The sequence below is a fragment of the Micropruina sp. genome (genome assembly GCF_047607385.1).
Classification (GTDB): Bacteria; Actinomycetota; Actinomycetes; order Propionibacteriales; family Propionibacteriaceae; genus Micropruina.
In genome coordinates, this window is record NZ_JASGDE010000033.1 from 56,888 (window position 1) to 81,494 (window position 24,607).

At 69.9% G+C, this 24,607-nt stretch carries 22 protein-coding genes, 1 tRNA gene and 1 other RNA gene; 6 read left to right on the forward strand and 18 right to left on the reverse strand.

The features are described 5' to 3' along the window. Window positions 1–5 precede the first annotated feature (5 nt). The 3 genes from QM582_RS03210 to QM582_RS03220 are packed head-to-tail and all read left to right on the forward strand — an operon-like array spanning window position 6 to window position 3,069. Window positions 6–1,076, forward strand: coding sequence for a FecCD family ABC transporter permease (locus QM582_RS03210; RefSeq protein ID WP_415081692.1), 1,071 nt, complete (start codon window positions 6–8; stop codon window positions 1,074–1,076). Beyond that, window positions 1,073–1,888: an ABC transporter ATP-binding protein gene (locus tag QM582_RS03215; protein ID WP_415081694.1), complete on the forward strand. Its 816-nt coding sequence runs from the start codon at window positions 1,073–1,075 to the stop codon at window positions 1,886–1,888. Before QM582_RS03210 ends, QM582_RS03215 begins: the two co-directional genes overlap by 4 nt. After that, a complete protein-coding gene (locus tag QM582_RS03220; RefSeq protein WP_415081696.1) occupies window positions 1,885–3,069 on the forward strand; it encodes an enterochelin esterase domain-containing protein in 1,185 nt (394 codons plus the stop codon). The genes QM582_RS03215 and QM582_RS03220 overlap by 4 nt, the downstream gene beginning before the upstream one ends. A gap of 2 nt (window positions 3,070–3,071) precedes the next feature. Here QM582_RS03220 and QM582_RS03225 read toward each other — a convergent pair whose 3' ends face one another. The 13 genes from QM582_RS03225 to QM582_RS03285 all read right to left on the reverse strand — a co-directional run bounded on the left by QM582_RS03225 (window position 3,072) and on the right by QM582_RS03285 (window position 18,930). Further along, on the reverse strand, window positions 3,072–3,746 hold the full coding sequence (locus tag QM582_RS03225) for a FadR/GntR family transcriptional regulator (RefSeq protein WP_415081698.1): 675 nt from the start codon (window positions 3,744–3,746) through the stop codon (window positions 3,072–3,074). A gap of 274 nt (window positions 3,747–4,020) precedes the next feature. Further along, complete coding sequence (locus QM582_RS03230; protein WP_415081700.1) at window positions 4,021–4,866, reverse strand: MetQ/NlpA family ABC transporter substrate-binding protein; 846 nt, start codon at window positions 4,864–4,866, stop codon at window positions 4,021–4,023. 33 nt (window positions 4,867–4,899) lie between these two features. Continuing rightward, window positions 4,900–5,583 carry a methionine ABC transporter permease gene (locus QM582_RS03235; protein ID WP_415081702.1) on the reverse strand — a complete coding sequence of 228 codons (684 nt, stop codon included), beginning with the start codon at window positions 5,581–5,583 and terminating at the stop codon, window positions 4,900–4,902. Further along, complete coding sequence (locus tag QM582_RS03240) at window positions 5,580–6,575, reverse strand: methionine ABC transporter ATP-binding protein (RefSeq protein ID WP_415081704.1); 996 nt, start codon at window positions 6,573–6,575, stop codon at window positions 5,580–5,582. The genes QM582_RS03235 and QM582_RS03240 overlap by 4 nt, the downstream gene beginning before the upstream one ends. Window positions 6,576–6,977: 402 nt before the next feature. After that, a complete protein-coding gene (locus QM582_RS03245; RefSeq protein ID WP_415081706.1) occupies window positions 6,978–7,799 on the reverse strand; it encodes a hypothetical protein in 822 nt (273 codons plus the stop codon). Window positions 7,800–7,924: 125 nt separating this feature from the next. Continuing rightward, window positions 7,925–8,485: a MogA/MoaB family molybdenum cofactor biosynthesis protein gene (locus QM582_RS03250; RefSeq protein WP_415081708.1), complete on the reverse strand. Its 561-nt coding sequence runs from the start codon at window positions 8,483–8,485 to the stop codon at window positions 7,925–7,927. Between the two features lies 1 nt (window position 8,486). Next, window positions 8,487–9,887, reverse strand: a complete 1,401-nt coding sequence (locus QM582_RS03255; RefSeq protein ID WP_415081710.1) for an MFS transporter — start codon at window positions 9,885–9,887, stop codon at window positions 8,487–8,489. Then, complete coding sequence (locus QM582_RS03260) at window positions 9,884–11,269, reverse strand: MFS transporter (protein WP_415081712.1); 1,386 nt, start codon at window positions 11,267–11,269, stop codon at window positions 9,884–9,886. The genes QM582_RS03255 and QM582_RS03260 overlap by 4 nt, the downstream gene beginning before the upstream one ends. After that, complete coding sequence (narI, locus tag QM582_RS03265; RefSeq protein ID WP_415081714.1) at window positions 11,266–12,030, reverse strand: respiratory nitrate reductase subunit gamma; 765 nt, start codon at window positions 12,028–12,030, stop codon at window positions 11,266–11,268. Before narI ends, QM582_RS03260 begins: the two co-directional genes overlap by 4 nt. After that, window positions 12,027–12,701 carry a nitrate reductase molybdenum cofactor assembly chaperone gene (gene narJ, locus QM582_RS03270; RefSeq protein WP_415081716.1) on the reverse strand — a complete coding sequence of 225 codons (675 nt, stop codon included), beginning with the start codon at window positions 12,699–12,701 and terminating at the stop codon, window positions 12,027–12,029. The genes narI and narJ overlap by 4 nt, the downstream gene beginning before the upstream one ends. Then, window positions 12,698–14,332, reverse strand: a complete 1,635-nt coding sequence (narH, locus tag QM582_RS03275) for a nitrate reductase subunit beta (RefSeq protein ID WP_415081718.1) — start codon at window positions 14,330–14,332, stop codon at window positions 12,698–12,700. Before narH ends, narJ begins: the two co-directional genes overlap by 4 nt. After that, entirely contained in the window at window positions 14,332–18,084 is a 3,753-nt protein-coding gene (locus QM582_RS03280; protein WP_415081720.1) for a nitrate reductase subunit alpha, read from the reverse strand. The genes narH and QM582_RS03280 overlap by 1 nt, the downstream gene beginning before the upstream one ends. 75 nt (window positions 18,085–18,159) lie before the next feature. Further along, window positions 18,160–18,930 (reverse strand): YggS family pyridoxal phosphate-dependent enzyme, encoded by a 771-nt coding sequence (locus QM582_RS03285; RefSeq protein ID WP_415081722.1) that lies wholly within the window; start codon window positions 18,928–18,930, stop codon window positions 18,160–18,162. A 63-nt stretch (window positions 18,931–18,993) separates the two neighbouring features. Between QM582_RS03285 and QM582_RS03290 the strand changes: the two genes are divergently transcribed. Next, entirely contained in the window at window positions 18,994–19,239 is a 246-nt protein-coding gene (locus QM582_RS03290; RefSeq protein ID WP_415081724.1) for a DUF6457 domain-containing protein, read from the forward strand. Here QM582_RS03290 and QM582_RS03295 read toward each other — a convergent pair. The 5 genes from QM582_RS03295 to QM582_RS03315 all read right to left on the reverse strand — a co-directional run bounded on the left by QM582_RS03295 (window position 19,215) and on the right by QM582_RS03315 (window position 22,897). Further along, window positions 19,215–20,198: a calcium/sodium antiporter gene (locus QM582_RS03295; RefSeq protein ID WP_415081726.1), complete on the reverse strand. Its 984-nt coding sequence runs from the start codon at window positions 20,196–20,198 to the stop codon at window positions 19,215–19,217. The two genes, QM582_RS03290 and QM582_RS03295, sit on opposite strands and share 25 nt — an antisense overlap. A gap of 80 nt (window positions 20,199–20,278) precedes the next feature. Continuing rightward, window positions 20,279–20,962: a type 1 glutamine amidotransferase domain-containing protein gene (locus tag QM582_RS03300; RefSeq protein ID WP_415081728.1), complete on the reverse strand. Its 684-nt coding sequence runs from the start codon at window positions 20,960–20,962 to the stop codon at window positions 20,279–20,281. A 241-nt stretch (window positions 20,963–21,203) separates the two neighbouring features. Continuing rightward, window positions 21,204–21,288: transfer RNA gene (locus QM582_RS03305), tRNA-Ser, on the reverse strand. Between the two features lie 47 nt (window positions 21,289–21,335). Continuing rightward, complete coding sequence (locus tag QM582_RS03310; RefSeq protein WP_415081730.1) at window positions 21,336–22,391, reverse strand: hypothetical protein; 1,056 nt, start codon at window positions 22,389–22,391, stop codon at window positions 21,336–21,338. Next, window positions 22,388–22,897, reverse strand: coding sequence for a SigE family RNA polymerase sigma factor (locus QM582_RS03315; RefSeq protein WP_415081732.1), 510 nt, complete (start codon window positions 22,895–22,897; stop codon window positions 22,388–22,390). The genes QM582_RS03310 and QM582_RS03315 overlap by 4 nt, the downstream gene beginning before the upstream one ends. Before the next feature lie 125 nt (window positions 22,898–23,022). Here QM582_RS03315 and ffs point away from each other — a divergent pair. Together ffs and QM582_RS03325 are read left to right on the forward strand one after the other, a co-directional pair. Beyond that, window positions 23,023–23,117: signal recognition particle sRNA small type (gene ffs, locus QM582_RS03320), an RNA gene on the forward strand. A 67-nt stretch (window positions 23,118–23,184) separates the two neighbouring features. Continuing rightward, window positions 23,185–24,607: DNA polymerase III subunit gamma and tau (locus tag QM582_RS03325; RefSeq protein WP_415081734.1), on the forward strand; the 1,423-nt coding region annotated here is incomplete at its 3' end.

Sequence of the window (24,607 nt, forward strand, 5' to 3'; positions counted from 1 at the left end):
CGGCGATGAGCGCCACCCGTCCGATCAGCGTCGCGCACCGTCCCGGCTACCACCGGCTGCGGCTGGGCCGGGCCACCCTGCTGATCGAGCGCCGGAGCGTCGCCGTCGGGCTGGCCGCGGTCGGGGTGCTGCTGGTGCTGGGCACCGTCGGGCTGCTGATCGGCGACTATCCGCTGCGCCTGGATCAGGCGCTGCGCGCCCTGGTCGGCGTCGGCGGCGATCCGCTGGCGCAGTTCTTCGTCCGTGGCCAGCGGGCACCCCGGGTGCTGGCGGCCATGCTGGTCGGCGCCGCGCTGGCCGTCTCCGGCGCCATCTTCCAGTCGCTGTCGGACAATCCGCTGGGCAGTCCGGACGTGATCGGCTTCACCACCGGATCGGCCACCGGGGCGCTGGTCGCGATCATCGTGATCGGCGCCGGCCCGGCCGAAACCGCCGTCGGTGCCCTGGCGGGTGGCGCCGTCACCGCCGCGGTGGTCTATCTGCTGGCCTGGCGCCACGGGCTGACCGGCGGACGGCTGGTGCTGGTCGGCATCGGCGTGGCTGCGGTGCTGCAGGGCGTGAACAACCTGCTGGTGGTGCGGGCCTCGCTGACCGCCGCGCAGACCGCCGGGCAATGGTTGGCCGGGTCGTTCAACGCCACCACCTGGCCGCGGGTGTTGCTGGTCGGGGTGGCGCTGGCGTTGCTGCTGCCGGCCGCGGCGCTGCTGGCCCGGCCGCTGGGGGCGCTGGTGTTGGGCGACGACCTGGCCGCCGCGCTCGGCGTCCGGGTGGAACGGGTCCGGACGCTGCTGGTGCTGGTCGGGGTCACCCTGGTCGCCGTCGCGACCGCCGCCGCCGGCCCGATCAACTTCATCGCGCTGGCCGCGCCGCAGATCGCCCGCCGGCTGACCCGGACGTCCGGCATCGGGCTGGGCACCTCCGCGCTGGTCGGCGCGGTGCTGGTGCTGGCGTCCGACCTGCTGGCGCAACGCCTGCTCGCCCCCACCCAGCTGGCCGTCGGGGTGGTCACCGGCGTCCTCGGTGGCGGCTATCTGATCTGGCTGCTGGGCAGCCAATGGCGCAAGGGAGCACGATGACCTCCGTGAGAATGGTCGAACCGGTCACCGCGCCGGCCCCGCTGCGGGCCCGCAGCCTCGGCGTCGGCTACGGCGAACGCCTGGTGATCGAGGGGCTGGACGTCGACCTGCCGGCCGGTGAGCTGACCGTGATCGTCGGCCCCAACGGCTGCGGCAAGTCCACGCTGCTGCGGGCGCTGGCCCGGATGGTGCCGGCCCGTTCGGGCACCGTCGAACTGGACGGCAAGCCGATCGGGCACTACCCGACCCGGCAGGTGGCGCGCCGGCTCGGGCTGCTGCCGCAGTCGCCGGTGGCGCCGGACGGGATCACGGTCACCGATCTGGTGGCCCGCGGCCGCTACCCGCACCAGGGGATCTTCCGGCAGTGGAGCGACGAGGACGCCGCGGCGGTGGATCGCGCGATGCAGCGGGCCGGGGTGACCGAACTGGCCGGCCGGCAGGTCAGCCAGCTCTCCGGCGGCCAGCGGCAGCGGGTCTGGATCGCGATGGCGCTGGCCCAGCAGACCCCGATCCTGTTGCTGGACGAGCCGACCACCTATCTCGACATCGCCCACCAGGTCGACGTGCTGCGGCTCACCCGCAGCCTGCAACGCGACGGCTACACCGTCGTGGTGGTGATGCACGACCTGCACCTGGCGTTCCGCTACGCCACCCACCTGATGGTGATGAAGGACGGCCGGATCGTCGCCCAGGGCGAACCGTCCGCGATCGTCACCGCCGAGTTGATCGAGGACGTCTACGGGCTGCCCTGCCGGGTGCTGCCCGACCCGGAGACCGGTCGTCCGCTGGTGATCCCGGTGGGTGAGGAATGAGCTCGCCGGCGACCCTGCCTGGTGCCGGGGCGCCCCGGACGCCGCCCAAGGTGCGGCGTCCCGAACCGGCGCCCCGGGTGGCCACCCCGGCGAGCGCGCTGGCCGCGTTCCGGGCCGAGTCCCGCTCGCCGGTCGTCGAGCCGGACGGTGAGGAGTGGATCGTCACCTTCTTCTGGCGGGACGCCGACGCCGACGAGGTGCTGCTGTTCGTCAACCGGCTCACCGACGAACGCGACCTGGACCGCAGCCTGATGGAGCGGGTGCCCGGCACCGAGGAGTGGCAGCTGTCCTACCGGATGCCGGGGGACTGGCGGGCGTCCTACGCCATGGTGCCGAAACGGCCCGGCCGGCCGGCACCCTGGCGCGACCTGGCCGAGCAGGCGTCGCTGCGCGCCGCGCTCGACCGCGGGCTGCCCGATCCGCTCAACCCGCAGCGGATGCGCAACCGGGTGGGCAACCCGGTCTCGGTGGTCGAACTGCCGGACGCCCCCGCCCAGGCCTGGCTGGCACCGCGCGGCCCGCTGCGCGGCGAGCTCACCCGGCACGACCTGGACGGACGCCGGCCCTGGGTCTACCGTCCCGCCGAGTTCACCGCCGGCGGACCGGTGCTGGTCGCCCTGGACGGCGAGATGTGGGTGGGTGAGTTGAGCCTGCCGGCGCAGATCGACAATCTGATCGCCGACGGGCTGATCCAGGCACCGCTGGTGCTGCTGGTGCCCGGTGGCGACCGGCTGCGGCGCTGGGCGGAGCTCAACGGCTCCGGCGGGATGCCGGACTGGATCGCCGACGTCCTGCTGCCCTGGGCGGTGACCGGTCACGACGCCGGGACCGACGCCGCCGACCGGCTGGTCGCCGGGCAGAGCCTGGGCGGCGCCGTCGCGCTGCTCACCGCCGCCGAACGTCCGGACGCCGTGGGCGCCTTCCTGGCCCAGTCGGCGTCGCTGTGGCAGGAGGGGCTGGCCGACCGGGCCGCGGCGATGCCGGCGACGACCCGTGGCTACCTCGAGGTCGGACGCCAGGAGTGGGTGCTGCTCGGACCGAACCGGGAACTGCATCGCCGGCTGGACGCGTCCGGCGTCCGGCACGACTACGCCGAGTTCAACGGCGGCCACGACTACGCCTGCTGGCGGGGCGGGATCGCGGACGGGCTACGGGCCCTGCTCGGCGTCCGGGCCGGCTGAGTTCAGGCCTGCCCGGCAGGCACCAGGTCGCGGTCGATGTGCTGCGCCATGGCGTGCGCGGCGGCCGCGACATCGCCGGCCTCCAGGGCGGCCAGCAGCGCCAGGTGATCGCTCAGCCGGGCCTCGGCGTCGGTGGCGTGCACCACGGTGCCGGCCAGCAAGGCCCGGCGCAGCGCCGTCACCACCCCGGCGTACAGGCTGGCCAGCAGCTTGTTCCCGCTGGCCTCGACCACCAGGAAGTGGAATTGTCCGGGCGCCTTGCGGCGATCGGGTCCGAACGGCTGCTCGACCGGGGCGTCACCGGACTGCAGCGCCTCCCGCATCGCGGCCAATTGCTCGTCGGTCCGGTTCCGGGCGGCCTGCTGGGCGGCCTCCAACTCCAGCGCCCGGCGATAGCCGAGCAGGTCGGGCATGCCGAACTCGGACATGTACTCGATCAGCACCGAGCTGACCGGCATCCGGGAACGGACGAAGGTGCCGATGCCGGGCATCGGTTCCAGAATGCCGACGCTGGCCAGCGACCGGACGGCCTCCCGCACCGTGGTCTTGCCGACCCCGAGCAGCCGCATCAGCTCGGGTTCGGTGGGGATCTTGGAGTTGATCGGCCACTCGCCGGAGGAGATCTTCTGTCGCAGGTACGCCAAGGTGCGGCGGGCGCGATCTGAACCGACCTGCACCATTGCCTCCTGGTGAGAGGTACACGTATGAATGTGGCTACCACCGAAAATACTCCGGCCGACATTCGGTCAATAACGTTTCCGATCGCAAAATCGCCGGCTTTTGGGGATTTTTCTGTGATCTAAATGAGTGAGGGACGCCGCCGCCCGGACGGCCCCACCCCCAACGCACGTTGCCCTGCTTCGGCGTCCTTTCCGTGGTTTGAACCCGGTGAAGGACGCTGAAGCAGGGCAATGTGCGGGGGTGGGCCGTGAGCGGGTCGGCCGCAGACGGTCAGCCGGGCAGCACGTCGCCCGACGGCCAGGTGGTCTTGATGAACTCGGCCACCTTCGGGTCGTGCAGCAGGGTCTCCAGCTTCGCCACCCCGGGGTTGGTGTTGTCGGTGCGCCAGACCAGGAAGTTGGCGTACGGGTTGTCCTTGGCGGTCTCGGCGAGCAGGGCGTCGGCGGTGGAGAGCCCCGCGGTCAGGATGAAGTTGCCGTTCACGAACGCCAGGTCGATCTTCGGGTCGTCGAGTTGCTGGACGATCACCTCGGGCTGGTTCTCGACGAAGGTGAAGCCCTTCGGGTTCTGCGCCTTGGTCAGGTTCAGCACGTTCGAGGAGTCGGTGATGCCGGTCAGCAGGCCGGCGCCCTGCAGCAGCCGCAGCCCGCGGATCTGGTTGGAGGCGTCGTTGGTGATGGCGATGGTGGCGCCCTGCGGCAACTCCTGCACCGTCTTGTACTTCTTCGAGAACGCCGCATACGGCTCGATGTGGACGCCGGCGCCGTGCTCGAAGGCGTAGCCGCGCTCCTTGATCTGCGCCTCCAGGTAGGGCAGGTGCTGGAAGTAGTTGGCGTCCAGCTCCTTGGAGGCCAGCGCCTCGTTGGGCTGCACGTAGTCGTCGAACTCGGTGATCTGCAGATCCAGTCCGGCGGCCGGGGCCAGGTTCTTCTTCACGAACTCCAGGATCCGGGCGTGTGGCACCGGGCTGGCGCCCACCTTCACCGTGGTCAGAGCGGTCGACGGGGACGCCGCCGCGCTGCTCGGTGCCGCGGTCGGCGAGCCGCCGCAGGCGGTCAGGGCCAGGGTGACGGCGGCCGCGGCCAGGGCGGCCAGCGATCGGCTGAATCGTGACATGGGTATCTCCTTATCGTTGGTTGGCTAGGTATTTCAGCGGTGATCGACGCGGCGCACGACGGCGTCCCCGACGATCTGGACGAGCTGCACCAGCAGCACCAGGATGATCAGCACGATGACCATCACCTCGAGCTGGAAGCGTTGGTAGCCGTAGTTGTAGGCGAGTCGGCCGAGGCCGCCGCCGCCGATCAGGCCGGCCATCGCGGAGTAGCCGATCAGGGCGACCAGGGTGGTGGTGATGCTGGCCGCCAGCGAGGGCAGCGCCTCCGGGATCAGCACCTTCCACACCGTCTGGCCGCGGGTCGAGCCCATCGCGTGCGCGGCATCGACCTTGCCGGGGTGGACGTCCCGCAGCGCGGTCTCCACCAGCCGGGCGAAGAACGGCACACAGGCGATGGTGAGCGACACCGACGCGGCGATCGGCCCGATCGAGGTGCCGACCAGCAGCCTTGTGACCGGGATCAGCGCCACCATCAAGATGGCGTAGGGGATCGACCGGGTGATGTTGACCAGCACCCCGCCGAGCACCACGTTCAGCGTCCGGTTGTGGGCCAGGCCGCCGGGCTGGGTGACGAACAGCACCACGCCGAGCGGCAGCCCGAGCAGCACCGTGGCCAGCCCGGAGATGCCGACCATCTGCAGCGTCTCCAGGAAGGCCGGCCACAGCGCGGTGCTGATCGCCGGATTGTCGGCCAGGCTGTTGAAGAAGTCGTTCATGCCGCCACCTGAGTCACGGCCGCCTGGGCGCCGTGCCGACGCAGGGCGGAGACCGCGGCGTCCGCCGTCAGCGGCGCCGGGACCAGCACCCGGTGCCGCTGGAAGGTGACCCCGGCCAGCGTCTCGACGGTGCCGGCCAGCACCGGCAGGTCGGCGTCGAGGTCGCGTCCCGCCGCGGTCAAAGCCGGCACCGCTCCGGGTGCCACCGTGTCCAGCACCTCGACGGTGGGGACGCCGCCGGGCACGTGGTCCGCGGTCGGCGGCAGCGCGAGCAGCAGTTCGCTCAGCCGGCTGCCGAAACGGCCCACCGACTCGACCAGCGAGCCGGACTCGACCACCCGTCCGGCCTGTAGCAGCGAGACCGAGTCGCAGATCCGCTTCACCACGGTCATCTCGTGGGTGATGATCAGCACCGCCAACCCGAGCCGGGCCTTGAGCGACCCGATCAGGTCCAGGATCTCGCCGGTGGTCTTCGGGTCGAGGGCGCTGGTCGGCTCGTCGCAGAGCAGCACGTCCGGATCGGTGGCCAGCGCCCGAGCGATGCCGACCCGCTGCCGCTGCCCGCCGGACAGCTGCGCCGGGTAGGCCTGGCCGGCGTCGCCGAGCCCGACCAGCCCGAGCAGTTCGGACGCCTTCGCGGCCCGCTCGGCGCGTCCCACCCCGGCCAGCTCCAGCGGGTAGGCGACATTGCCGGCGATGGTGCGCGAGTCGAACAGGTTGGCGTGCTGGAAGACCAGGCCGAGCCGACGCCGGGCCTTGCGCAGGTCGGCAGCCCGCACCGCGGTCAGGTCGGCGCCGTTGATCTCCACGGTGCCGCTGGTCGGCCGGTCCAGCAGGGCGATGCAGCGGACCAGCGTCGACTTGCCCGCCCCGGACTGGCCGATGACGCCGTGCACCGAGTTCTCGGGCACCTGCAACGTCACCCCATCCAGGGCGCGGATCTCACGGTTGGGTTGTCGGTAGACCTTCGCAAGGTCGGTGACGGCGATCACAAAAAGTCCTTCTATGTCGTTGCGACAAGGGGAAATGAATGGAAGTGGGGACGCCGGACGGGCCGGACGGCGTCCGGCCGGAAAGGGCGTGGGTCAGGTCAGCGAGGGACCTGGAGGCGTGCTGGTCGGAACCGAAAGGGTCAACGACACATTCGCGCGCACATCATCGTCGAGGCTGCGGGACGCAGGCTGACGTGGGAGCGCACGGTGGTGAACACGAGGCTCAGTCTGCCCGGGCGTCCGGGCGGGACGCAAATCGTCATACCAATGGGACTACACCTCGGAGCGGCCGCCTCGAAGACGACCGCCTCGAAACGACATTGCCCTGGTTCAGCGTCCTTTCCGTGGTTTGAACCGGGTGAAGGACGCCGAACCAGGGCAATGTCGGACGGCAGTGATGGCTCAGCCGGCCAGCTCCTTGCATTGGCCGAGGGCCTTGCCGCCGACGGTGTTGACGGCACCGGGAACGAATCCGCCGGACACGCCCGACAGTCCGGTGCAGACCAGGTTGCGTCCGATCTTGTTCTGCACCACGTAGACGTCCTTCGTGCCCTCGGGCTCGGTGTCGGTGATCTTGATCGCGAGCAGCACCACGTTCTTGCCGACCTTGTTGAACATCGCTCCGAAGAAGGTGGTGTTCACATTGCTCGCCCACAGATTGCCCTTGACCGTGTTGTTCTTCACCGACCAGGGGATGAGCGGATCTCCGCCCCCGACGATGGTCACGTCCCTCCCGACGGAGGTCCCGTTGATCAGCACGACGGACGCCCCCAGCGCGGTGACGCTGCCCTTCACCGCGATCGTGGAGAACACCTTCACGTCCTCGATCGGGTTCCCGTCGGCGTCCACGCACGGGTGTGCCGAGTTGCCCATCAGGACCGTCGGCTGGCAGCCCAGGCCGAGCGTCGAACCGCGGAGGGCGGTGACGTTCCCGCCGACGGTGATGGTCGACGGCGAGCTCTGGGCGTCGAGGGCGGCGCCCTTGCGCACCGTGATGTCGCCCTTCACCGTGACCACCGCGTTCTTGGCGACCGAGCAGGCGCCGGTCACGGTGATGCTCGCATAGGTTCCCGATCCGATCTCGCCTCCGGTGCAGGTGAGTGCGCGGCTCTTCCCCGGCCCGTGCGAGTACCCGTGTGCCTCGGCGGTCAGTCCTCCGCTCAACGTCAGCCCGGCCGCGGCGGCGAGGGCTATCGCGGTCCTCCCCACAATGACTCCGCGCATGATCTGTCCCTTCCGGTACTCGCCCCACCCCGTGCAGGGCACGTTTCACAAGGGGAGTCGTACTCGCCGATATCTGCCACGTCAAGGAAAATTCTTGTCAAGGTGGTGAAACTGCGTAGTGGCGGTCAGGCGTGGCCGGCGCCGTCCAACTGGTCGACGATGTAGCCGAGCAGGTCCCCGACGACGCCGATGGCGTCCCGGATGCCGCCGCGGGAGCCGGGGATGGCCAGCAGCAGCACCGGCGGCGCGTCGGGACGCCCCAGCACCCCGATCACCTCGCGCGAGATCAGCGCCTGCCGGGTGTGGCTCAGGCCCACCCGGCGGATCTCCTCGGCGACGCCGGGTAGTTCGAAGGCGATCAGGTCGGCGACCACCGCGCTGGTGTGGTCGTGCGGCCCGATGCCGGTCCCACCGCAGCAGAACACCACCCGGACGCCGCCGCCGGCGGCCCGGTCGATCGCCGTCCGGATCGCGTCCGGGTCGTCGGCGACGATGTCCAGCTCGGTGTCGATGCCGAGGCCGCGCAGCAGCTCGACCGCGACCGGGCCGCCCCGGTCGCGGTCCCGTCCGGACGCCACCTCGCTGGAGACCACGATCACCGCGGCCCGCAGCCCGGCGGCGGCCCGCAGGGCGTTCTCGGCCGCGGTCACCGCGGCGTCGATCTCTGGCTCGGTCCCGGTGCGCATCTCATGACCTCTTCGGCGCGCCCGGACGGGCGTAGCGCCACCAGGTGATCCCGACGCAGCAGATCGCCCAGACCACGCCGATCCAGTAGAAGGCGGCCGGGGACATCACGGTCAGCCCGACGCCGAACAGGAACGGCCCGAAGGCGGCGATCGCGCCAGTCCAGCCGATCACCCCACCCGCCTGGCGACGCTCGAAGATCATCGGCATCTGCTTGAAGGTGGACGCGTTGCCGATGCCGGAGAACAGGAAGATCAGCAGCATCCCCCAGAGGAACTGGTTGAAGCCGGCCTGCAGGGTGGCGGCGCTGGTCAGATCCGGGGTGAGCGCCGGGATGGTCCAGATGATCGAGCCGATCAGGCCCAGACCGGAGACCAGCGTCCAGATCGCGCCGCCCATCCGGTCGGTCAGCGGCGCGAACAGCACCCGGGCACCGGCCCCCACCAGCGGGCCGAGGAAGACGTAGGTGACCGGGTCGGGGACGTCGTAGCCGGCCACCAGGATCTGCGCGGTCGCGCCGCTGCCCTGCACGATGGCGGTGTTGCCGGCGCCGTACAGGTTGGTCATCAGCAGGCCGAACTGTGCCGACAGGCCGGAGAAGGTGCCGAAGGTCATGATGTACAGCACCGTCATCAGCCAGGTGTCGACGTTGCCGAAGATGTCGAATTGCTGCTTGATGTTGGCCTTGATCGGCACCGACTTCAGGTACTGCCAGGCGATCCAGGTGCCGATCAGGATGAACGGCAGCCAGACGAACGAGGCCGCCTGGTACCAGACCTCGACATTGGGTTTGCCGGGCACCTTCATCATTTGGCTCTGGCCCATCCACCACAGCATCCCCAGCCCGATCAGCCACGGGGTGAGCAGCTGCACCAGCGAGACGCCGAAGTTGCCGATGCCGGCCTGCAGGCCGAGCGCGGTGCCCTGCATCTTGCGCGGGAAGAAATAGGACGTGGACGGCATGAAGCCGGAGAAGGCGCCGCCGCCGATGCCGGCCAGGAAGGCCAGCACCAGCAACTCCCAGTAGGGGGCGTCCGGTGACATGGAACGCACCCCCCAGCCGAGCACCGGGAAGAACAGCAGCAGGGTGGTGGCGGCCACCATCTTGCGGGTGCCCATGATCGGCGGCAGCACCATCCAGACCAGCCGCATCAGGCCGCCGGACAGTCCGGGGATGGCCGCCAGCCAGTACAGCTGCTCCTTGCTGAAGGCGTAGCCGATGGCGTTCAGCTTCGGCACGATCGCGGACGGCAGGAACCAGGCGACGAAGCACATGGTCAGGGTGAAGGTGGTGATCCACAGCGTCTGCCAGGCCAGCCGCTTGTCCCAGGTGGCCTCGTTCTCCGGGTCCCAGGAGCGCAGCCATTCGGGGCCGCTCTGCAGTCGATCCGTCAGGGTGCTCATGCTCCGACCTCCTGGTGGGAACGGGTGTCGATGTGGTCGGTGTCGAAGTGGTCGGCGAGTTCCGGCGCCTTGGCATGCAGCATCGCGACGATGGTCAGGTGCATCCAGATCGCGCAGACCGCGGTCAGCAGGAACAGCACGAAGAAGGTGCTGGTCGGGAACCCGCTCCAGGCCTTGGTGTAGGCGAACAGCGGCGGCAGGATGAAGCCGCCCAGGCCGCCGAGCATGCCGACCAGGCCACCCACCGAGCCGACGTTGTCCGGGAAGTACTCGGGAATGTGCTTGTAGACCGCGGCCTTGCCGACGCCCATGGCGCAGCCCAACAGGAACACCAGGACGGTGAACCAGACCACGTTGATCGCGTAGCCCAGGTGCTCGGTGCGGGTGCCGTCGGCATGGCTGATCACGATGTGCCCGTTCGGCATCATCAGGATGCCGGAGGTGACCAGCATCACCCCGAAGGTGACGTACATCACCGTCCGGGCGCCGAGCCGGTCGGAGATCCAGCCGCCCAGCGGCCGCAGCAGCGAGGCCGGGAAGATGAACAGCGCGGTGAGCAGCGCCGCCGACCACAGGTCGACGCCGAAATTGTCGATGTAGTACTTGGGCAGCCAGGCCGACAGCGCGACGTAGGAGCCGAACACCGCCACGTAGTAGAGGCTGAACCGCCACACCCGCAGATGCCTGAGCGGGGCGAGCATCTCGCGGATCGGCTTGCTCTGCCCGGCCATCCGGTCCTGCCGCGGCACCACCAGCCAGGTGATCACCGCCAGCGCCACCAGCAGCACCGCGTAGAGCACCGGCACCAGCCGCCAACCGCCCTGGACGCCGAACGCGAAGGTCATCCCGGCGGTGCCGGCGATCAGCGGCGGGCCGATGAATTTGGTCACCGAGGCACCCACGTTGCCGGCGCCGAACAGGCCGAGCGCGAAGCCCTGCCGGTTGCGTCCGAACCAGGCGGCGTTCCAGGCCACCCCGACGCTGAACAGGTTGCCGGCGAAGCCGACCAGGAAGGCCAGCACCAGCAGCATCCCGTAGGAGTGCGCGGTGGAGACCAGATACGCCGGCACCGCGGTGGCGGCCAGCATCACGATGGTCACCTTCCGGCCACCGATCCGGTCGGCGATGATGCCGGCGGGCAGCCGCCAGATCGACCCGTTGAGCACCGCCAGCGCCGAGATCCAGGAGAGCTGCACGTCGTCGAGCAGCAATTCCTTCTGAATCTCGATGCCGAGGATGCCGAACATCATCCACACCGCGAACATCACGGTGAAATCGATCGTCGACATGGCCAGGACGCGGTTGGCGCCCGGCCCGGTCGGGTGTGCTGGCGGGATGGTTTCGTCGCCGCGGTCCGCGGCTTCCTGCACGGTGGTGGTCATCGGCCTTTCCGGTCTCGATCCTGGGTTCCTATCGGGTCCCAGCCGCGGACCCGGCCGCGGGCTGGGGTCGGTGCGACGGCGTCCCGGCTGCGGTACACCACGTACGGCCGGAACAGGTAGTGCAGCGGGACGGTGAAGGCGTGCACCAGCCGGCTGAACGGCATCAGCGCGATCAGCGCGAAGCCCATCAGCACGTGCACCTTGAACTGCCAGGTGCTGGCCGCCATCGCCGCGGTGTCCGGCTGGAAGATCAGCAGCGAGCGGAACCAGATCGACACCGTCTCGCGGTAGTTGTGATGCTCGCCGGTGGCGGTGTGGTCGCCGGTCAGGGTGGCGACGATGCCGAGCACGATGGCCCCCACCAGGATGACGTACATCAGCTTGTCGTTGCGGGTGGTGGCCAGGAACACCGGGCCGGTGGTGCGGCGCCGGTAGATCAGCAGCGCGATGCCGACCAGGGTGGCCGCGCCGGCCACCGAGCCCGCCCCCAGCGCCACCGCGTGGTACATCTCCTGCGAGACCACCAGATCGGTCCACGACTTCGGGATCAGCAACCCCATCAGGTGACCCATCAGCACCACGAACAGGCCGTAGTGGAACAGCGGGGACGCGATGCGCAGCAGCCGCGACTCGTACAGCTGCGACGAGCGGGTGGTCCAGCCGAACTGGTCGTACTTGTACCGCCACCAGGTGCCGGCGATCAGGATCAGTGCGACCAGGTAGGGCAGCACGCCCCAGAGCATGATGTCCAGCGCGTTCATCGTGCCGCTCCTCCACGGGTCTCGATGAGTTCGATCGGCTGCCGGGTCGCCGGCGGCTCGATCCCGACCAGCTCGACCGGCTGCCGGTTGCCGAACCGCTCCTGCACCTCGACGCGGGTCTGCGGGGACGGCCCGGGCAGCAGGTCGCAGACCGCCTGCAGCACCCCGGCGTGCGGCAGGTCGTCGGCGATCAGGCCGAGCCGGATCAGTTCCACGCTGGCCCGGAACCGGTGCAGCAGCTCGCGGCCGCGTTCGGCGTCCCGGACGGCGAACTCCAGCACGATCGGCAGGTAGTCGGGCAGCTCGCCGGCCAGGTCCACCACCAGCCCGGAGTCGCGGTACAGCTGCTTGATCTCGGCCAGCACGCCGCCGCGCCGCCGGGTGTCCCCGTCGGTCCAGTAACTCAGGTGCAGGGCGTGCCGCCGGGACAGGTCGAACTCCTGGACGTGGAACGACTGCAGTTCGCGCAGCAACCTGCGGGGGGCAACCCCCCGAGCCCCCCGCAGGTGTGCCAGTACCGGGGCGAACGCCGGCCCGGTGTCCGTGCCGGCAAGCGCGGCCTCGATCACGTCCAGCCGGTCCAGCAGTTCCTGCTCCGGGTAGGCTAGACACAGCGCCGCGGCCTGGAAGACCACCGCCTCCGGCGCCTCGGTGGTACGCGGCCGGCTCATTCGTTGCCGTCCCAGTTGAGCAGCCCGCTGCGGTGCTGCAGCTGTTCGGCGGACGCCGCCGCCTCCGCCTGCTGCCGCGCCTTCAGCGCCGAGTAGGTCTCGATGGCGACCGGCACCGGCCGTCCGGACGCCTCACCGAACGGGCCCGAGGCGTACATGCCGGGGCCGCCCTCGAAGTCGAGCGAGCAGGCCAGCTCCTCCAGGTTGTGCGCCTCCTCGTGGTGCGCCTTCGGGATCACGTAGCGGTCCTCGTACTTGGCGATCGCCAGCAGCCGGTACATCTGCTCCATCGCCTCCGGGGTCATCCCGACGGCGGCGGCCAGCTCGGTGTCGCGTCCGGTGCCCAGGGTGACGCCGCGCATGAACGAGCGCATCGCGGCCAGCTTCTGCAGCACCTCGGTGACGATCTCGGTGTCGCCGGCGGTGAACAGCTCGGCCAGGTAGCTGACCGGGATCCGCAACGCGTCGATGGCGCCGAACAGGTTGCCGGCCGCCTCGGCGTCGTGGCCCTGGTTGCGCAGCAGGTCGACCACCGGCGACAGCGGCGGGATGTACCAGACCATCGGCATCGTCCGGTACTCCGGATGCAGCGGCAGCGCCACCTTGAAGTGCTTGATCAGCGCGTAGATCGGCGAGCGCTGGGCGGCGGCGATCCAGTCGTCCGGCATCCCGCCGGCCCTGGCGGCGGCGATCACCTCCGGATCGCGCGGGTCGAGCAGCAGATCCAGCTGGGCCTGGTACAGGTCCTTCTCGTCGGCGCAGGCGGCGGCGGTGACGGCGTCCGGGTCGTAGAGCACGATGCCGACGTAACGCAGCCGTCCGACACAGGTCTCCGAGCACACCGTGGGCAGCCCGACCTCCAGCCGCGGGTAGCAGAAGGTGCACTTCTCGGCCTTGCCGGAGCGGTGGTTGAAGTAGATCTTCTTGTACGGGCAGCCGGTGATGCACTGCCGCCAGCCGCGGCAGCGATCCTGGTCGACCAGCACGATGCCGTCCTCGGCCCGCTTGTAGATCGCACCGGACGGGCAGGACGCCATGCAGGACGGGTTCAGGCAGTGCTCGCAGATCCGGGGCAGGAAGAACAGGAAGCTCTTCTCGTACTCCATCCGGATCTGCTCGTTGGCCTCGGTGCGCAGCTTCTCGACGATCGGGTCGCGGTCGATGGTCTCGTGGATGCCGCCCAGCGAGTCGTCCCAGTTGGCCGACCAGGTGATCTGGGTGTCCTCGCCGGTGATCAGCGACTTCGGACGGGCCACCGGGAAGTCGTCGCCGAGCGGTGCCGCGATCAGGTTCTGGTAGTCGTAGGTCCAGGGCTGGTAGTAGTCGTCCAGCTCCGGCTGCACCGGCGAGGCGAAGATGCTGAGCAGCTTGTGGAAGCGTCCGCCGCCGCGCAGCTTGAGGCCGCCGGATTTGGTCCGCACCCAGCCGCCGCGCCACTTCTCCTGGTCTTCGTAGCGGCGCGGATAGCCCAGCCCGGGCCGGGTCTCGACGTTGTTGAACCAGACGTACTCGGTGCCGGCCCGGTTCGTCCAGGCCTGCTTGCAGGTCACCGAACAGGTGTGGCAGCCGATGCACTTGTCGAGGTTCATCACCATGCCGACATGCGCCATGACGCGTTTGGGAGCAGCCATCAGTAGGTCACCTCCTGGGAACGACGGCGGACGGTGGAGACGATGTCGCGCTGCACCCCGGTCGGGCCGAGGTAGTTGAACGCGTACGCCTGGTGCGCGTAGGCGCCGATCAGGTGGGTGGGTTTCAGCAGGATCCGGGTGACCGAGTTGTGGATGCCGCCGCGCTTGCCGGTGGCCTCCGACTTGGGCACGTCGATGGTGCGTTCCTGGGCGTGCTGGACGTAGCAGATGCCGTCCGGCAGCTTCGGGGTCACCACGGCCCGGGCGACGAAGACGCCGTTGGCGTTGGTCAACTCGATCCAGTCGTTGTCCCTGACCCCGATGGACGCCGCGTCGGCGACGCTCAGCCAGGCCTGCGGGCCGCCCCGGCCCAGGCTCAGCATGAACAGGTTGTCCTGGTATTCGGAGTGGATCGACCACTTGTTGTGCACGGTGAGGTAGCGCAGCGTGATCGCCTTCGCCCCGGTCGGCCCGAGCTCGGGTTCGCCGTAGGCGCGGGTCATGTCCAGTGGCGGCCGGAAGATCGGCAGCTGCTCGCCGGCGTCGATCATCCAGTCGTGGTCGAGGAAGAAGTGCATCCGGCCGCTCAAGGTGTGCCACGGCTTGAGCCGCTCGGTGTTGATGGTGAACGCGGCGTAGCGGCGTCCGCCGGTCTCCGAGCCGGACCATTCCGGCGAGGTGATCACCGGCTGCGGCGACTCCTGGGTCTGCTTGAAGGTGATCCGGCGCTCCTCCTGGCCCTCGGAGAGGTCGGCCAGCTTGCGTCCGGTCTTGGCCTCCAGGTCGTGGAAGCCCTGGGTGGCGAGTTCGCCGTTGGTGGTGCCCGAGAACGCCAGGATCGCCTCGGCCAGCCGGGCGTCGGTGTCGATCGCCGGACGTCCCTCCGCCGGGCCGGACGGCATCACGCCGTGCAGCCTGCCCAGCAGGTCGACCGAGTGCTTCACGTCGTAGGTGATGTTCTTCACCGTGAAGCCGAGCCGGTCGGCGAGCGGACCCACCGAGGACAGTTTGTCGGCGATCGCGGTGTAGTCGCGCTCCACCACCATCAGGGCCGGCAGGTTCTTGCCCGGGACGGCCGGGACGTCGGTGCCGCGCCAGTCGGGGACGTGCCCGCCGGGCTGGGCGATCTGGCCCGGAGTGTCGTGCTGCATCGGGACCGCCACCAGGTCGGAGCGGGTGTCCAGGCGTCCCTTGGCCAGGGTGGAGATGGCCCGGGCCAGCAGGTGGAAGAAGTCGAAGTCGCTCTTGGCCTCCCAGGGCGGGTCGATGGCCGGGGTGAAGGCGTGCACGAACGGGTGCATGTCGGTGCTGGACAGGTCGTACTTCTCGTACCAGGTGGCGGCCGGGAAGACGATGTCGGACAGCAGCGTCGTCGAGGTCATCCGGAAGTCGGCGCTGATCAGCAGGTCGAGCTTGCCGCGCGGCGCCTCTTCGCGGAACTTCACCACCGTGGGCCGGTGCTGTGAGCCGTGCTGGTTGGGCATCAGGTTCGAACTGGTGCCGAGCAGGTGCTCCAGGAAGTACTCGTTGCCCTTCGCGGACGAGCCGAACAGATTGGAGCGCCAGACCACCATGGTGCGCGGCCAGTTCTCCGGGGCGTCGATGTCCTCCATCGCGGTGGTGAGCGTGCCCTGTTTGAGCTGGTCGGCGACCCATCCGCCCACCGACTCGGCCTCGCCCGCCGCGACGGCCGCCGTGGCCTGGTCGGCCAGGTCGAGCGGGTTGCGGTCGAACTGCGGGTAGAACGGCATCCAGCCCAGCCGGTGCGACAGCGCCAGCGCGTCGGCGCTGTGCAGCCCGTCCAGGTGCCCGGTGGACAGCGGCGACTTGATCGCGTCGGCCGAGTAGCCGTCGGTGCGCCACTGGTCGGTGTGCATGTACCAGTAGCCGGTGCCGATCATGGTGCGCGGCGGACGTGACCAGTCCAGTGCGTTGGCGATGTTGAACCAGCCGGTCATCGGCCGGCACTTCTCCTGGCCGACGTAGTGCGCCCAGCCGCCGCCGTTGCGTCCGATCGACCCGGTCAGCATCAGCAGCGCGATGATCGCCCGATAGGTGACGTCGGCGTGGTACCAGTGGCAGATGCCGGCGCCGATGATGATCATGGTGCGGCCCTGGGAGTCCTCGGAGTTCTTCGCGAACTCGCGGGCGATCCGCAGGCAGGCCTCGGCCGGGACGCTGGTGATCTCCTCCTGCCAGGCCGGGGTGTAGGGGGTGCTGGCGTCGTCGTAGCCGGCGGCCCACTGCCCGGGGAGCCCCGGGCGTCCGACGCCGTACTGGGCCAGCATCAGGTCGAACACGGTGGTGACCCGGTGCTCGCCGACGGTCAGGGTGGGGACGCCGCGGCGGATGATCGAGCCCTCGCCGCGGGGATCCTCGAAGCAGGGCAGCGCGATCTCGACCGGCTCGGCGCCCTCCACGTCCAGCAGCCCGAGCGCCGGCTTGAGGTCGCCCAGCACCAGGTTCCACTTGCCCTTGCCCTGCTCGTTGTAGCGGTCGCCCATGGTGCCGTTCGGCACCGCCGGCGCGTTGCTGGCGGTGTCCCACAGCACGGTGCGGAAGGCGTTGTCCGGCTTCTCGCCGGTCGAGCCCTCTGCTTCGCTGGTCGAGCTTGTCGAGACCCCGGCCAGATCGGCCGCAGTGAGGAACTTGGACGCCGTCAGGCCGTGGCCGTCCGGGTGTTCGACCAGGGTGACCAGCATGGACAGGTCGGTGTACTGGGTGACGTAGTCGGTGAAGAACGGCACCTGCCGGTCGACGAAATTCTCCTTCAGGATGACGTGGCCCATGGCCATCGCCAGGGCGGCGTCGGTGCCGGCCTGGGCGGGCAGCCACTCGTCGGCGAATTTCACGTTGTCGGCGTAGTCGGGGCTGACCGTGACCACCTTGGTGCCGCGGTAGCGCACCTCGGCCATCCAGTGCGCGTCCGGGGTGCGGGTGACCGGGACGTTGGAGCCCCACATCATCAGGTAGGTGGCGTCCCACCAGTCGCCGGATTCGGGGACGTCGGTCTGGTCGCCGAAGACCTGCGGGCTGGCCACCGGCAGGTCGGCGTACCAGTCGTAGAACGAGGTCATCGCGCCACCGATCAGGTGGTTGAACCGGGTGCCGATGGCGTGGGACACCATCGACATCGCCGGGATCGGCGAGAACGAGACGCAGCGGTCCGGGCCGTAGGTCTTGATGGTGTGGACGTAGGACGCCGCGGCGAGCTCGATCGCCTCGTTCCAGGAGATCCGGACCAGTCCGCCCTTGCCGCGGGCCTGCTGGTAGCGCTTCCGGGTCTCCGGGTCGGTGGAGATCTCGGCGAAGGCGGCCACCGGGTCGCCGCCGTTGCGGGCTTTCGCCTCGCGGTAGGCCTCGACCAGCACGCCGCGTCCGTACGGGTAGCGCACCCGGGTCGGCGAGTAGGTGTACCACGAGAAGGCTGCGCCGCGCGGGCAGCCGCGGGGCTCGTACTCGGGCCGGTCCGGGCCGGTGGTCGGGTAGTCGGTCTGCTGCGACTCCCAGGTGATGATGCCGTCCTTGACGTACACCTTCCACGAGCACGAGCCGGTGCAGTTCACCCCGTGGGTGGAGCGAACTACCTTGTCATGGCTCCAACGGTCACGGTAGAAGACGTCGCCCTGGCGTCCGCCCTCGCGGAACACGGCGCGTCCGTCGGTGGTCTCGTCCCACTTGGTGAAGTACTTGCCCAGCTTCAGCAGCGCGTCGGCTGCCGGCCCGTCCAGGTGTGCGCGCGCAGGGGTCATAGACGGTACCTAAGCGCCTCGGGTGGGGCCTTGGGATTTTTATCACGAAAAAGTCGTGTTATTTAGTGGAACCTGTCACCCCGGGGTGGGCCAGTAGTGGTCCTCGTTGAGGGTGCGGGCACCGAAGATCGCCTGCCCGACCCGGACGCAGGTGGCCCCCTCCTCGACCGCCACCTCGTAGTCGCCGGACATGCCCATGGACAGGTTTCCCGGGCCGAGGAGGTCCGGGTCGGTGTCGCGGGCCCGGTCGCGCAGCGTCCGCAGCCGGACGAAGCAGGCCCGCACCCGTTCCACGTCCGAGGTGAACAGCGCCAGGGTCATCAGGCCCTGCACGGTGAGGCTGCTGTACTGGGCCAGCTGGCGCAGGAACGCCGGGACCTGCTCCGGCGGCAGGCCGTACTTGGACTGCTCGGCGGAGGTGTTGACCTGCACGTAGACGTCCAACGAGCGACCGGCCGCCTGCAGCCGGCGATCCAGGGCCTCGGCGACCCGCAGGCTGTCCAGGGCCTGGAACTCGGCGGCGAAGGCCGCGACGTCTTTGGCCTTGTTGGTCTGCAGGTGCCCGATCACCGACCAGGCCACGTCTTCGTCGCTCAGGTTGGCGTGCTTGCGCTTGGCCTCCTGCACCTTGTTCTCGCCCAACTGGTGCATGCCGGCGGCGATGGCGTTGCGCAGCCGCTGCTCGGGCACCGTCTTGCTGACCGGCAGCAGCCGCACCTCGTCGGGGGAGCGGCCGGCCCGCTCGGCGGCCGCCGCGATCCGGGCTCGCACGGCGTCCAGGTTGCGTCGGAAGTCCTCGACGGACGTCGCGGTCGGGTACTGGGTTTCGGACGACTCGGCTGGCATGACACCACGCTAGTGCTGTTCGATGAGCCTGTGCCCAGAGACGATCCGGCGAGGATGGACGCGATGCGCGACTGGCTGCGGCAGGTCGCCGACGAACTCGGCGTCGATCCGGCCGACGTCCTCGACCACGAGGATGCCCTGCTCGCCATGGTCGCCGCGGTGGCGCACGGGCCGTCCCGTCCGGGTGCGCCGCTCAGCGCCTTCCTGGCCGGCGTCGCGGTCGGACGCGGCGCGTCGGCGTCCGAGATCGCCGCACGGGTGACCGCGCTGGCGCAGGGCCAGGGTCAGGTGCGGGCGAGCAGCAGATAGCCGAGATAGGCGACGTAGCCGGCCACCATCGCGGTGCCCTCGGTGCGGGAGAGTCGGCGTCCGGTGAGGAACAGCGGCACGCAGAGCAGGCAGACCGCGACCATGATCGGCAGGTCGATGTGCAGCAGGTAGGTGTCGATCGGGCCGGAGCCGTTGGCCACCAGCACCGGGACGCCGAGGATCAGGGTCAGGTTGTACACGCTGGAGCCGATCAGGTTGCCGACGGCGATGTCGCGGTCGCCGCGGATCGTGGAGACCAGCGTGGTGACCAGTTCGGGGGCGGAGGTGCCGATCGCCACGATGGTGAGCCCGATGAAGGCGTCCGAGACCCCGAACAGTCGGGCCAGCTCCACCGAGCCGCGGACCAGAGCGTCCGCGCCGAGCACGATGACGGCGATCCCGACGATCAACAGCACCGCCGCCAGCACGGTGTGCCGGCGTCCGGACGTGCTGGGGTCGGCGGTGAGGGCGTCCACCACGTCGTCGGCGGCCGCCTCGGCGGCGCTGTTGTTCTCCCGACGGGTCCACCAGCCGAGCCCGACGGTGTAGGCGACGGCGGCCAGCACCAGCGGGATGCCCTCCCACAGCTGCAGCTGGCCGTCCAGGCTGAACACGTAGAGCAGCGCGGCCGCGATCGCCATGCCGGGCAGGTCGAGCACCAGGGTCCGGCGCTCGAAATGAATGGTCCGCAGCGCCGCGCTCAGGCCGAGGATCAGCAGCAGGTTGACGATGTTGGTGCCGGCGATGTTCCCGACCGCCAGCGAGCCCGCGTTCACCTTCATGGCGTCGATGCCGACTGCGAGTTCGGGTGCGCTGGTGCCGATCGAGACGACGGTGAGCCCGATGATCATCGGTGGGATGCCCAGTCTCCGGGCCAGCAGGGACCCGTACCGGACCACCAATTCCGCGCCCGCGATCAGTGCGGCGAGACCGCCGATGACCAACAGAACGGGGACCATGGCTCACTCTACCGGGGCCCGTTGAGCGTGCGCACCGTGATTGGCGACCTCGACGCCGCCCGGCGTCCATTCATGGTGGATCAGAGCAGCGCGGCGACCTTGGCTGCGGTGTCCCTGGCCGAGGCCGGATTCTGTCCGGTGACCAGGCGTCCGTCGACGACGGTGTAGGAGACGAACGGCAGCATGGCTTTCCGGTAGTGCGCACCGCGTTGCTTCATCTCGTCCTCGGCGTTGTAGGGGACGAGCTTGTCGACGCGGGCCAGCACCTCCTCCTGCCAGGCGAAGCCGGTGAGCTCGCGTCCGGCGACCAGAAGCGAGCCGTCGCTGAGCCGGGTGTTGAGCAGGCCGCAATACCCATGACACACGGACGCGACCACGCCGCCCTGCTCGAAGATCTCGCGAGTGATCCGCTGCAGGCCCGCACTGTCCGGGAAGTCGTACATCACGGCGTGGCCGCCGGTGAAGAAGATCGCGTCGTAGCCGGCGGGGTCGATCTGGCTCGGACCGAGGGTGCGGTCGAGCAGCGCCATGCGCTCCGGGTCGGCCCGCCATGCTCTCGCCGTCCGGTCGTAGTTCGGGAACGTCAACGACCGCGGTTCGAGCGGGCTCGGGCCGCCGGCCGGGCTGACCAGGGTCTGCTCGAATCCGTGCGCGTCGAAGACCTCCCAGGCGTGGGTGAGCTCGGACAGCCACAGCCCGGTGCGGTGTGAGGGGTCGTCGTAGTGCCCGACATTGGTGACGACATTCAGGATGCGGGTGGTCATCGGTGCCTCCAGCGACTGATCTGTTCTCACTACGAACCTAGGTCGTACCACGGTCGCCGCTCGGTGTGGCACTCGGGCGGACATCGCCTGCGTTAAGGCACATCGCCTGTGTTCCTACGCGGGCGATGTGTGCAACCGCAGGCGATGTGCGCCAACTCATGCCTCGGAATTCACCGCGCGGGGGTCGCCCGGTGCCAGAAACAGCGATTCCCACCCTGGTCAGGGCGGGAATCCACAGCGGCGGAGGATACGAGATTCGAACTCGTGAGGGCGTGAACCCAACCCGCTTTCCAAGCGAGCGCCATAGGCCTCTAGGCGAATCCTCCGTCGGAGAGGATACCGGGCGAGCCCGACGGCGGCCAAACCGCGCGGCTCACGGACGGTAGGTGCGCACCTGGCCGTCGGCGTCGGTGTAGGTCACCTTGGTGATGAACGAGCCCTTGGGCTCGGCGTCGGCACGGCTGTAGGCGAAGAAGACCACCGCGCCGTCGGGCTGCAGGACGCCGGTCGTGACCTCGGCGCCCTTGATCGCGGTCGCCACCTTCGGGTCGTGTGCCCCGGCCGGCAGGATGCCCACGGTGAACTGCTCCCAGCCGCGGGTGGTGCTGTTCCGCCAGACACTGAGCTTCACGACGTTGCGCGCCGGGGTGTCGCGGGTAGCGGCGAACCCCGGTCCATTCAACGGGTCGAAGAAGCTGATCTGCTTCAGTCCCGGGTCGCGGTAGACGACCTGCGTCCGGTCCCCGACGCGCAGTGCCGCGGTGGAGACGGTCGTGCCCGCGCTGCTGTGCAGGTTGCCGTCCGCGCTGCGCCAGATCAGTCCCTCGACCCAGTCCTTGCTGTCCTGGTCCTGATGCGAGACACCGAGCACCACGGTCACCCCAACCGACGAGAGGTAGCCGGTGCGGTTGCCGTAGCTGGCGCTGATGTCGGAGGTCAGGTTGGTGACCACGTTCACCCAGTCGACCTGGCCCGGGATCGTCCACAGCGACAGCCGCGGCGAGATCGGCGTGCCGGTCACCGTCGTGGTGTTCAGCGGGACGGACGCCAGGGTCACGCCCGGGTCGGACGCGCGCTTCTTCCCGGTCAGGGTGAGGACCCCGTCCGACTCCGCCGCCGTGATCGAGGCGTACGGGGCTCGTGGGACGACGCCCGGCTCGAAGTCGAATTTCGCCGACCTCACCGGGGCGGGCGCCGTGGGGCTCGACGCCGGATCGGGGACCCCGATCGTGGTGTGTTGGCTGAGACCCACCCAGGTCACCAGGCTGACCGCCGCAGCGGCGGCGAAGGCGGCGAGTCCGCGCCGCTGCATCCGTGCGGTGCGCCGGCGGCGTCCCTGCTGCAGCAGGTTGTCGATGTCGAGATCGGTGGGCATCGTGTCGGCCGCGTCGCGCAGATCCTCGCGCAGCAGGCCCTCGAGGTCGGTCATCGCGGTCCCCTCTCATCGGTGGGTGTGTAGAGCGTGCGCAGGGTGGCGAGTCCGCGCGAGGCGGCGGATTTCACCGCGCCGACGCTGATCCCCAGGCAGTCGGCGGTGTCGGCCTCCGACAGGTCGTTGTAGTAGCGCAGGACGATCACCCGGCGCTGTTGTGGCGGCAGCGATTCGAGCATTCGCACCGCCTGGTCGTGGTCGTCCACCCGGCGGTGGGCGTCGTAGGGATCGGCGTTGTCCGGCGTGACGGCCGGGGACGCCTCGCGGCGCCGCCAGCGGTCGATGGTCAGGTTCACCACGATCCGCCGGGCGTAGCCGGCGGCCTCGGCCGTGCGCACCCGGCGCCAGGCCAGATAGGTCCGCAGCAGCGCCTCCTGGGCGAGGTCTGCGGCCAACTCCCGGTCGCCGGTCAGCAGGAAGGCGGTGCGCTTCAGCGACCCGCCGGCCTCGGTGGCGAAGCGGACGAACTCGGCGTCCCGCTCCGCGGTGGACAGTCCGAACATGGCGCCCCTTTCTGCACTCTTCACCCTGTCCTACGTAGCCGGGCCGGGGAAGGTTGCCAGGCCCGGGCGATTTCGGCCGTCCGGTGTGGTCAAACGCAGCTGCCGGCGTCCTCTACACTGGGGCCCAAGGTCCCCGTGCGGCGGTACCTCGCCCAACTCCCCCAGGGCCGAAAGGCAGCAAGGGTAAGCGAGCTCTTCCGGGTGCGCGGGGACCCCTTCACGTCCCGAGGACGGCCCGGTGGATCGCGGCTCGAAAGTTGTCCTACCCAGCACGTAAGGTGCCAACCGTGGACGACGAGCGCGAGGACGAGCTGTTCGACTCCGAGCCGTACGACGAGCCGGAGCCGTTCGATCAGGACGGTCCCGACCTGTTCGGCGCCGAGCCCGACGAACCCGCGCCGCCCGAGCCGTCCGCCGCCCCGCGTCCGCCGGCAACGACCCCGGTCGAGCGTCCCGAGGCGCCGCTGGCGCTCTACCGGCGCTACCGTCCGGACGCCTTCGCCGACGTGATCGGCCAGGAGCACGTCACCGAGCCGCTGCAGCGGGCGCTGGCCAACAACCGGGTGAACCACGCCTACCTGTTCTCCGGTCCGCGCGGCTGCGGCAAGACCACCTCGGCGCGCATCCTGGCCCGGGCGCTGAACTGCGCCAACGGCCCGGCGCCGGTGCCCTGCGGCGAGTGCCAGTCCTGCCGCGACCTGGCCCGCGGCGGCCCCGGTTCGATCGACGTGATCGAGATCGACGCGGCCTCGCACGGCGGTGTCGACGACGCCCGCGACCTGCGGGAACGCGCCTTTTTCGCCCCGGTGTCCAGCCGCTACAAGATCTACATCGTCGACGAGGCGCACATGGTCACCACGGCGGGCTTCAACGCCCTGCTCAAGGTGGTCGAAGAGCCGCCGCCCCATGTGAAGTTCATCTTCGCCACCACCGAGCCCGAGAAGGTGATCGGCACCATCCGGTCGCGCACCCACCACTACCCGTTCCGGCTGGTGCCGCCGAAGACGCTGTCGGCCTACCTGGGCTCGCTGTGCGAGGCGGAAGGGGTCGCGGTCGACGCCGCGGCGCTGCCGCTGGTGGTCCGGGCCGGTGCCGGTTCGGTGCGCGACTCGCTGTCGGTGCTCGACCAGCTGCTCGGCGGCGCCGGTCCCGACGGGGTCACCTACAGCCAGGCCGCGGCCCTGCTCGGCTACACGCCGGACGCCCTGCTCGACGAGATCGTGGACGCCTTCGCAGCCGGCGATGCCAACGGCGTCTTCGCCTGCATCGACAAGGTGATCGAGGTCGGCCAGGATCCGCGCCGGTTCGCCGAAGACCTGCTGCGCCGGCTGCGCGACCTGATCATCGTCGCCGCGGTTCCGGACGCCCTGACCACCGGCCTGGTGGACGTCGCCGCCGACCAGGCCGAACGGCTGCGCGGCCAGGCCACCGCGCTCGGCCCCGGCGAACTGACCCGGGCCGCCGAGGTGATCGCGGTCGGGCTGACCGAGATGCGCGGCACCACCGCGCCCCGGCTGCACCTGGAGCTGATGTGCGCCCGGGTGCTGCTGCCCGCCGCGGACGCCGGCGACCGCGGCGTCCATGCCCGGCTTGACCGGCTGGAGCGGCGGCTGTCGATGACCGCGCCCGAGGCGCTGGACGCCCCGCCGGTGGCCGCTCCGGCAGTGCCCGAACCGTCCGCGGTGGCTCCGCCGGCGGCAGCGCCCGTCC

Excerpts from the sequence above, each read along its gene's own strand:
- QM582_RS03210 (WP_415081692.1), top strand. The coding sequence starts at position 6 with ATGAGCGCCACCCGTCCGATCAGCGTCGCGCACCGTCCCGGCTACCAC.
- QM582_RS03215 (WP_415081694.1), top strand. The coding sequence starts at position 1,073 with ATGACCTCCGTGAGAATGGTCGAACCGGTCACCGCGCCGGCCCCGCTG.
- QM582_RS03220 (WP_415081696.1), top strand. The coding sequence starts at position 1,885 with ATGAGCTCGCCGGCGACCCTGCCTGGTGCCGGGGCGCCCCGGACGCCG.
- QM582_RS03230 (WP_415081700.1), bottom strand. The coding sequence starts at position 4,866 with ATGTCACGATTCAGCCGATCGCTGGCCGCCCTGGCCGCGGCCGCCGTC.
- QM582_RS03235 (WP_415081702.1), bottom strand. The coding sequence starts at position 5,583 with ATGAACGACTTCTTCAACAGCCTGGCCGACAATCCGGCGATCAGCACC.
- QM582_RS03245 (WP_415081706.1), bottom strand. The coding sequence starts at position 7,799 with ATGCGCGGAGTCATTGTGGGGAGGACCGCGATAGCCCTCGCCGCCGCG.
- QM582_RS03250 (WP_415081708.1), bottom strand. The coding sequence starts at position 8,485 with ATGCGCACCGGGACCGAGCCAGAGATCGACGCCGCGGTGACCGCGGCC.
- QM582_RS03255 (WP_415081710.1), bottom strand. The coding sequence starts at position 9,887 with ATGAGCACCCTGACGGATCGACTGCAGAGCGGCCCCGAATGGCTGCGC.
- QM582_RS03260 (WP_415081712.1), bottom strand. The coding sequence starts at position 11,269 with ATGACCACCACCGTGCAGGAAGCCGCGGACCGCGGCGACGAAACCATC.
- narI (WP_415081714.1), bottom strand. The coding sequence starts at position 12,030 with ATGAACGCGCTGGACATCATGCTCTGGGGCGTGCTGCCCTACCTGGTC.
- narJ (WP_415081716.1), bottom strand. The coding sequence starts at position 12,701 with ATGAGCCGGCCGCGTACCACCGAGGCGCCGGAGGCGGTGGTCTTCCAG.
- narH (WP_415081718.1), bottom strand. The coding sequence starts at position 14,332 with ATGGCTGCTCCCAAACGCGTCATGGCGCATGTCGGCATGGTGATGAAC.
- QM582_RS03280 (WP_415081720.1), bottom strand. The coding sequence starts at position 18,084 with ATGACCCCTGCGCGCGCACACCTGGACGGGCCGGCAGCCGACGCGCTG.
- QM582_RS03285 (WP_415081722.1), bottom strand. The coding sequence starts at position 18,930 with ATGCCAGCCGAGTCGTCCGAAACCCAGTACCCGACCGCGACGTCCGTC.
- QM582_RS03290 (WP_415081724.1), top strand. The coding sequence starts at position 18,994 with ATGCGCGACTGGCTGCGGCAGGTCGCCGACGAACTCGGCGTCGATCCG.
- QM582_RS03295 (WP_415081726.1), bottom strand. The coding sequence starts at position 20,198 with ATGGTCCCCGTTCTGTTGGTCATCGGCGGTCTCGCCGCACTGATCGCG.
- QM582_RS03300 (WP_415081728.1), bottom strand. The coding sequence starts at position 20,962 with ATGACCACCCGCATCCTGAATGTCGTCACCAATGTCGGGCACTACGAC.
- QM582_RS03310 (WP_415081730.1), bottom strand. The coding sequence starts at position 22,391 with ATGACCGACCTCGAGGGCCTGCTGCGCGAGGATCTGCGCGACGCGGCC.
- QM582_RS03315 (WP_415081732.1), bottom strand. The coding sequence starts at position 22,897 with ATGTTCGGACTGTCCACCGCGGAGCGGGACGCCGAGTTCGTCCGCTTC.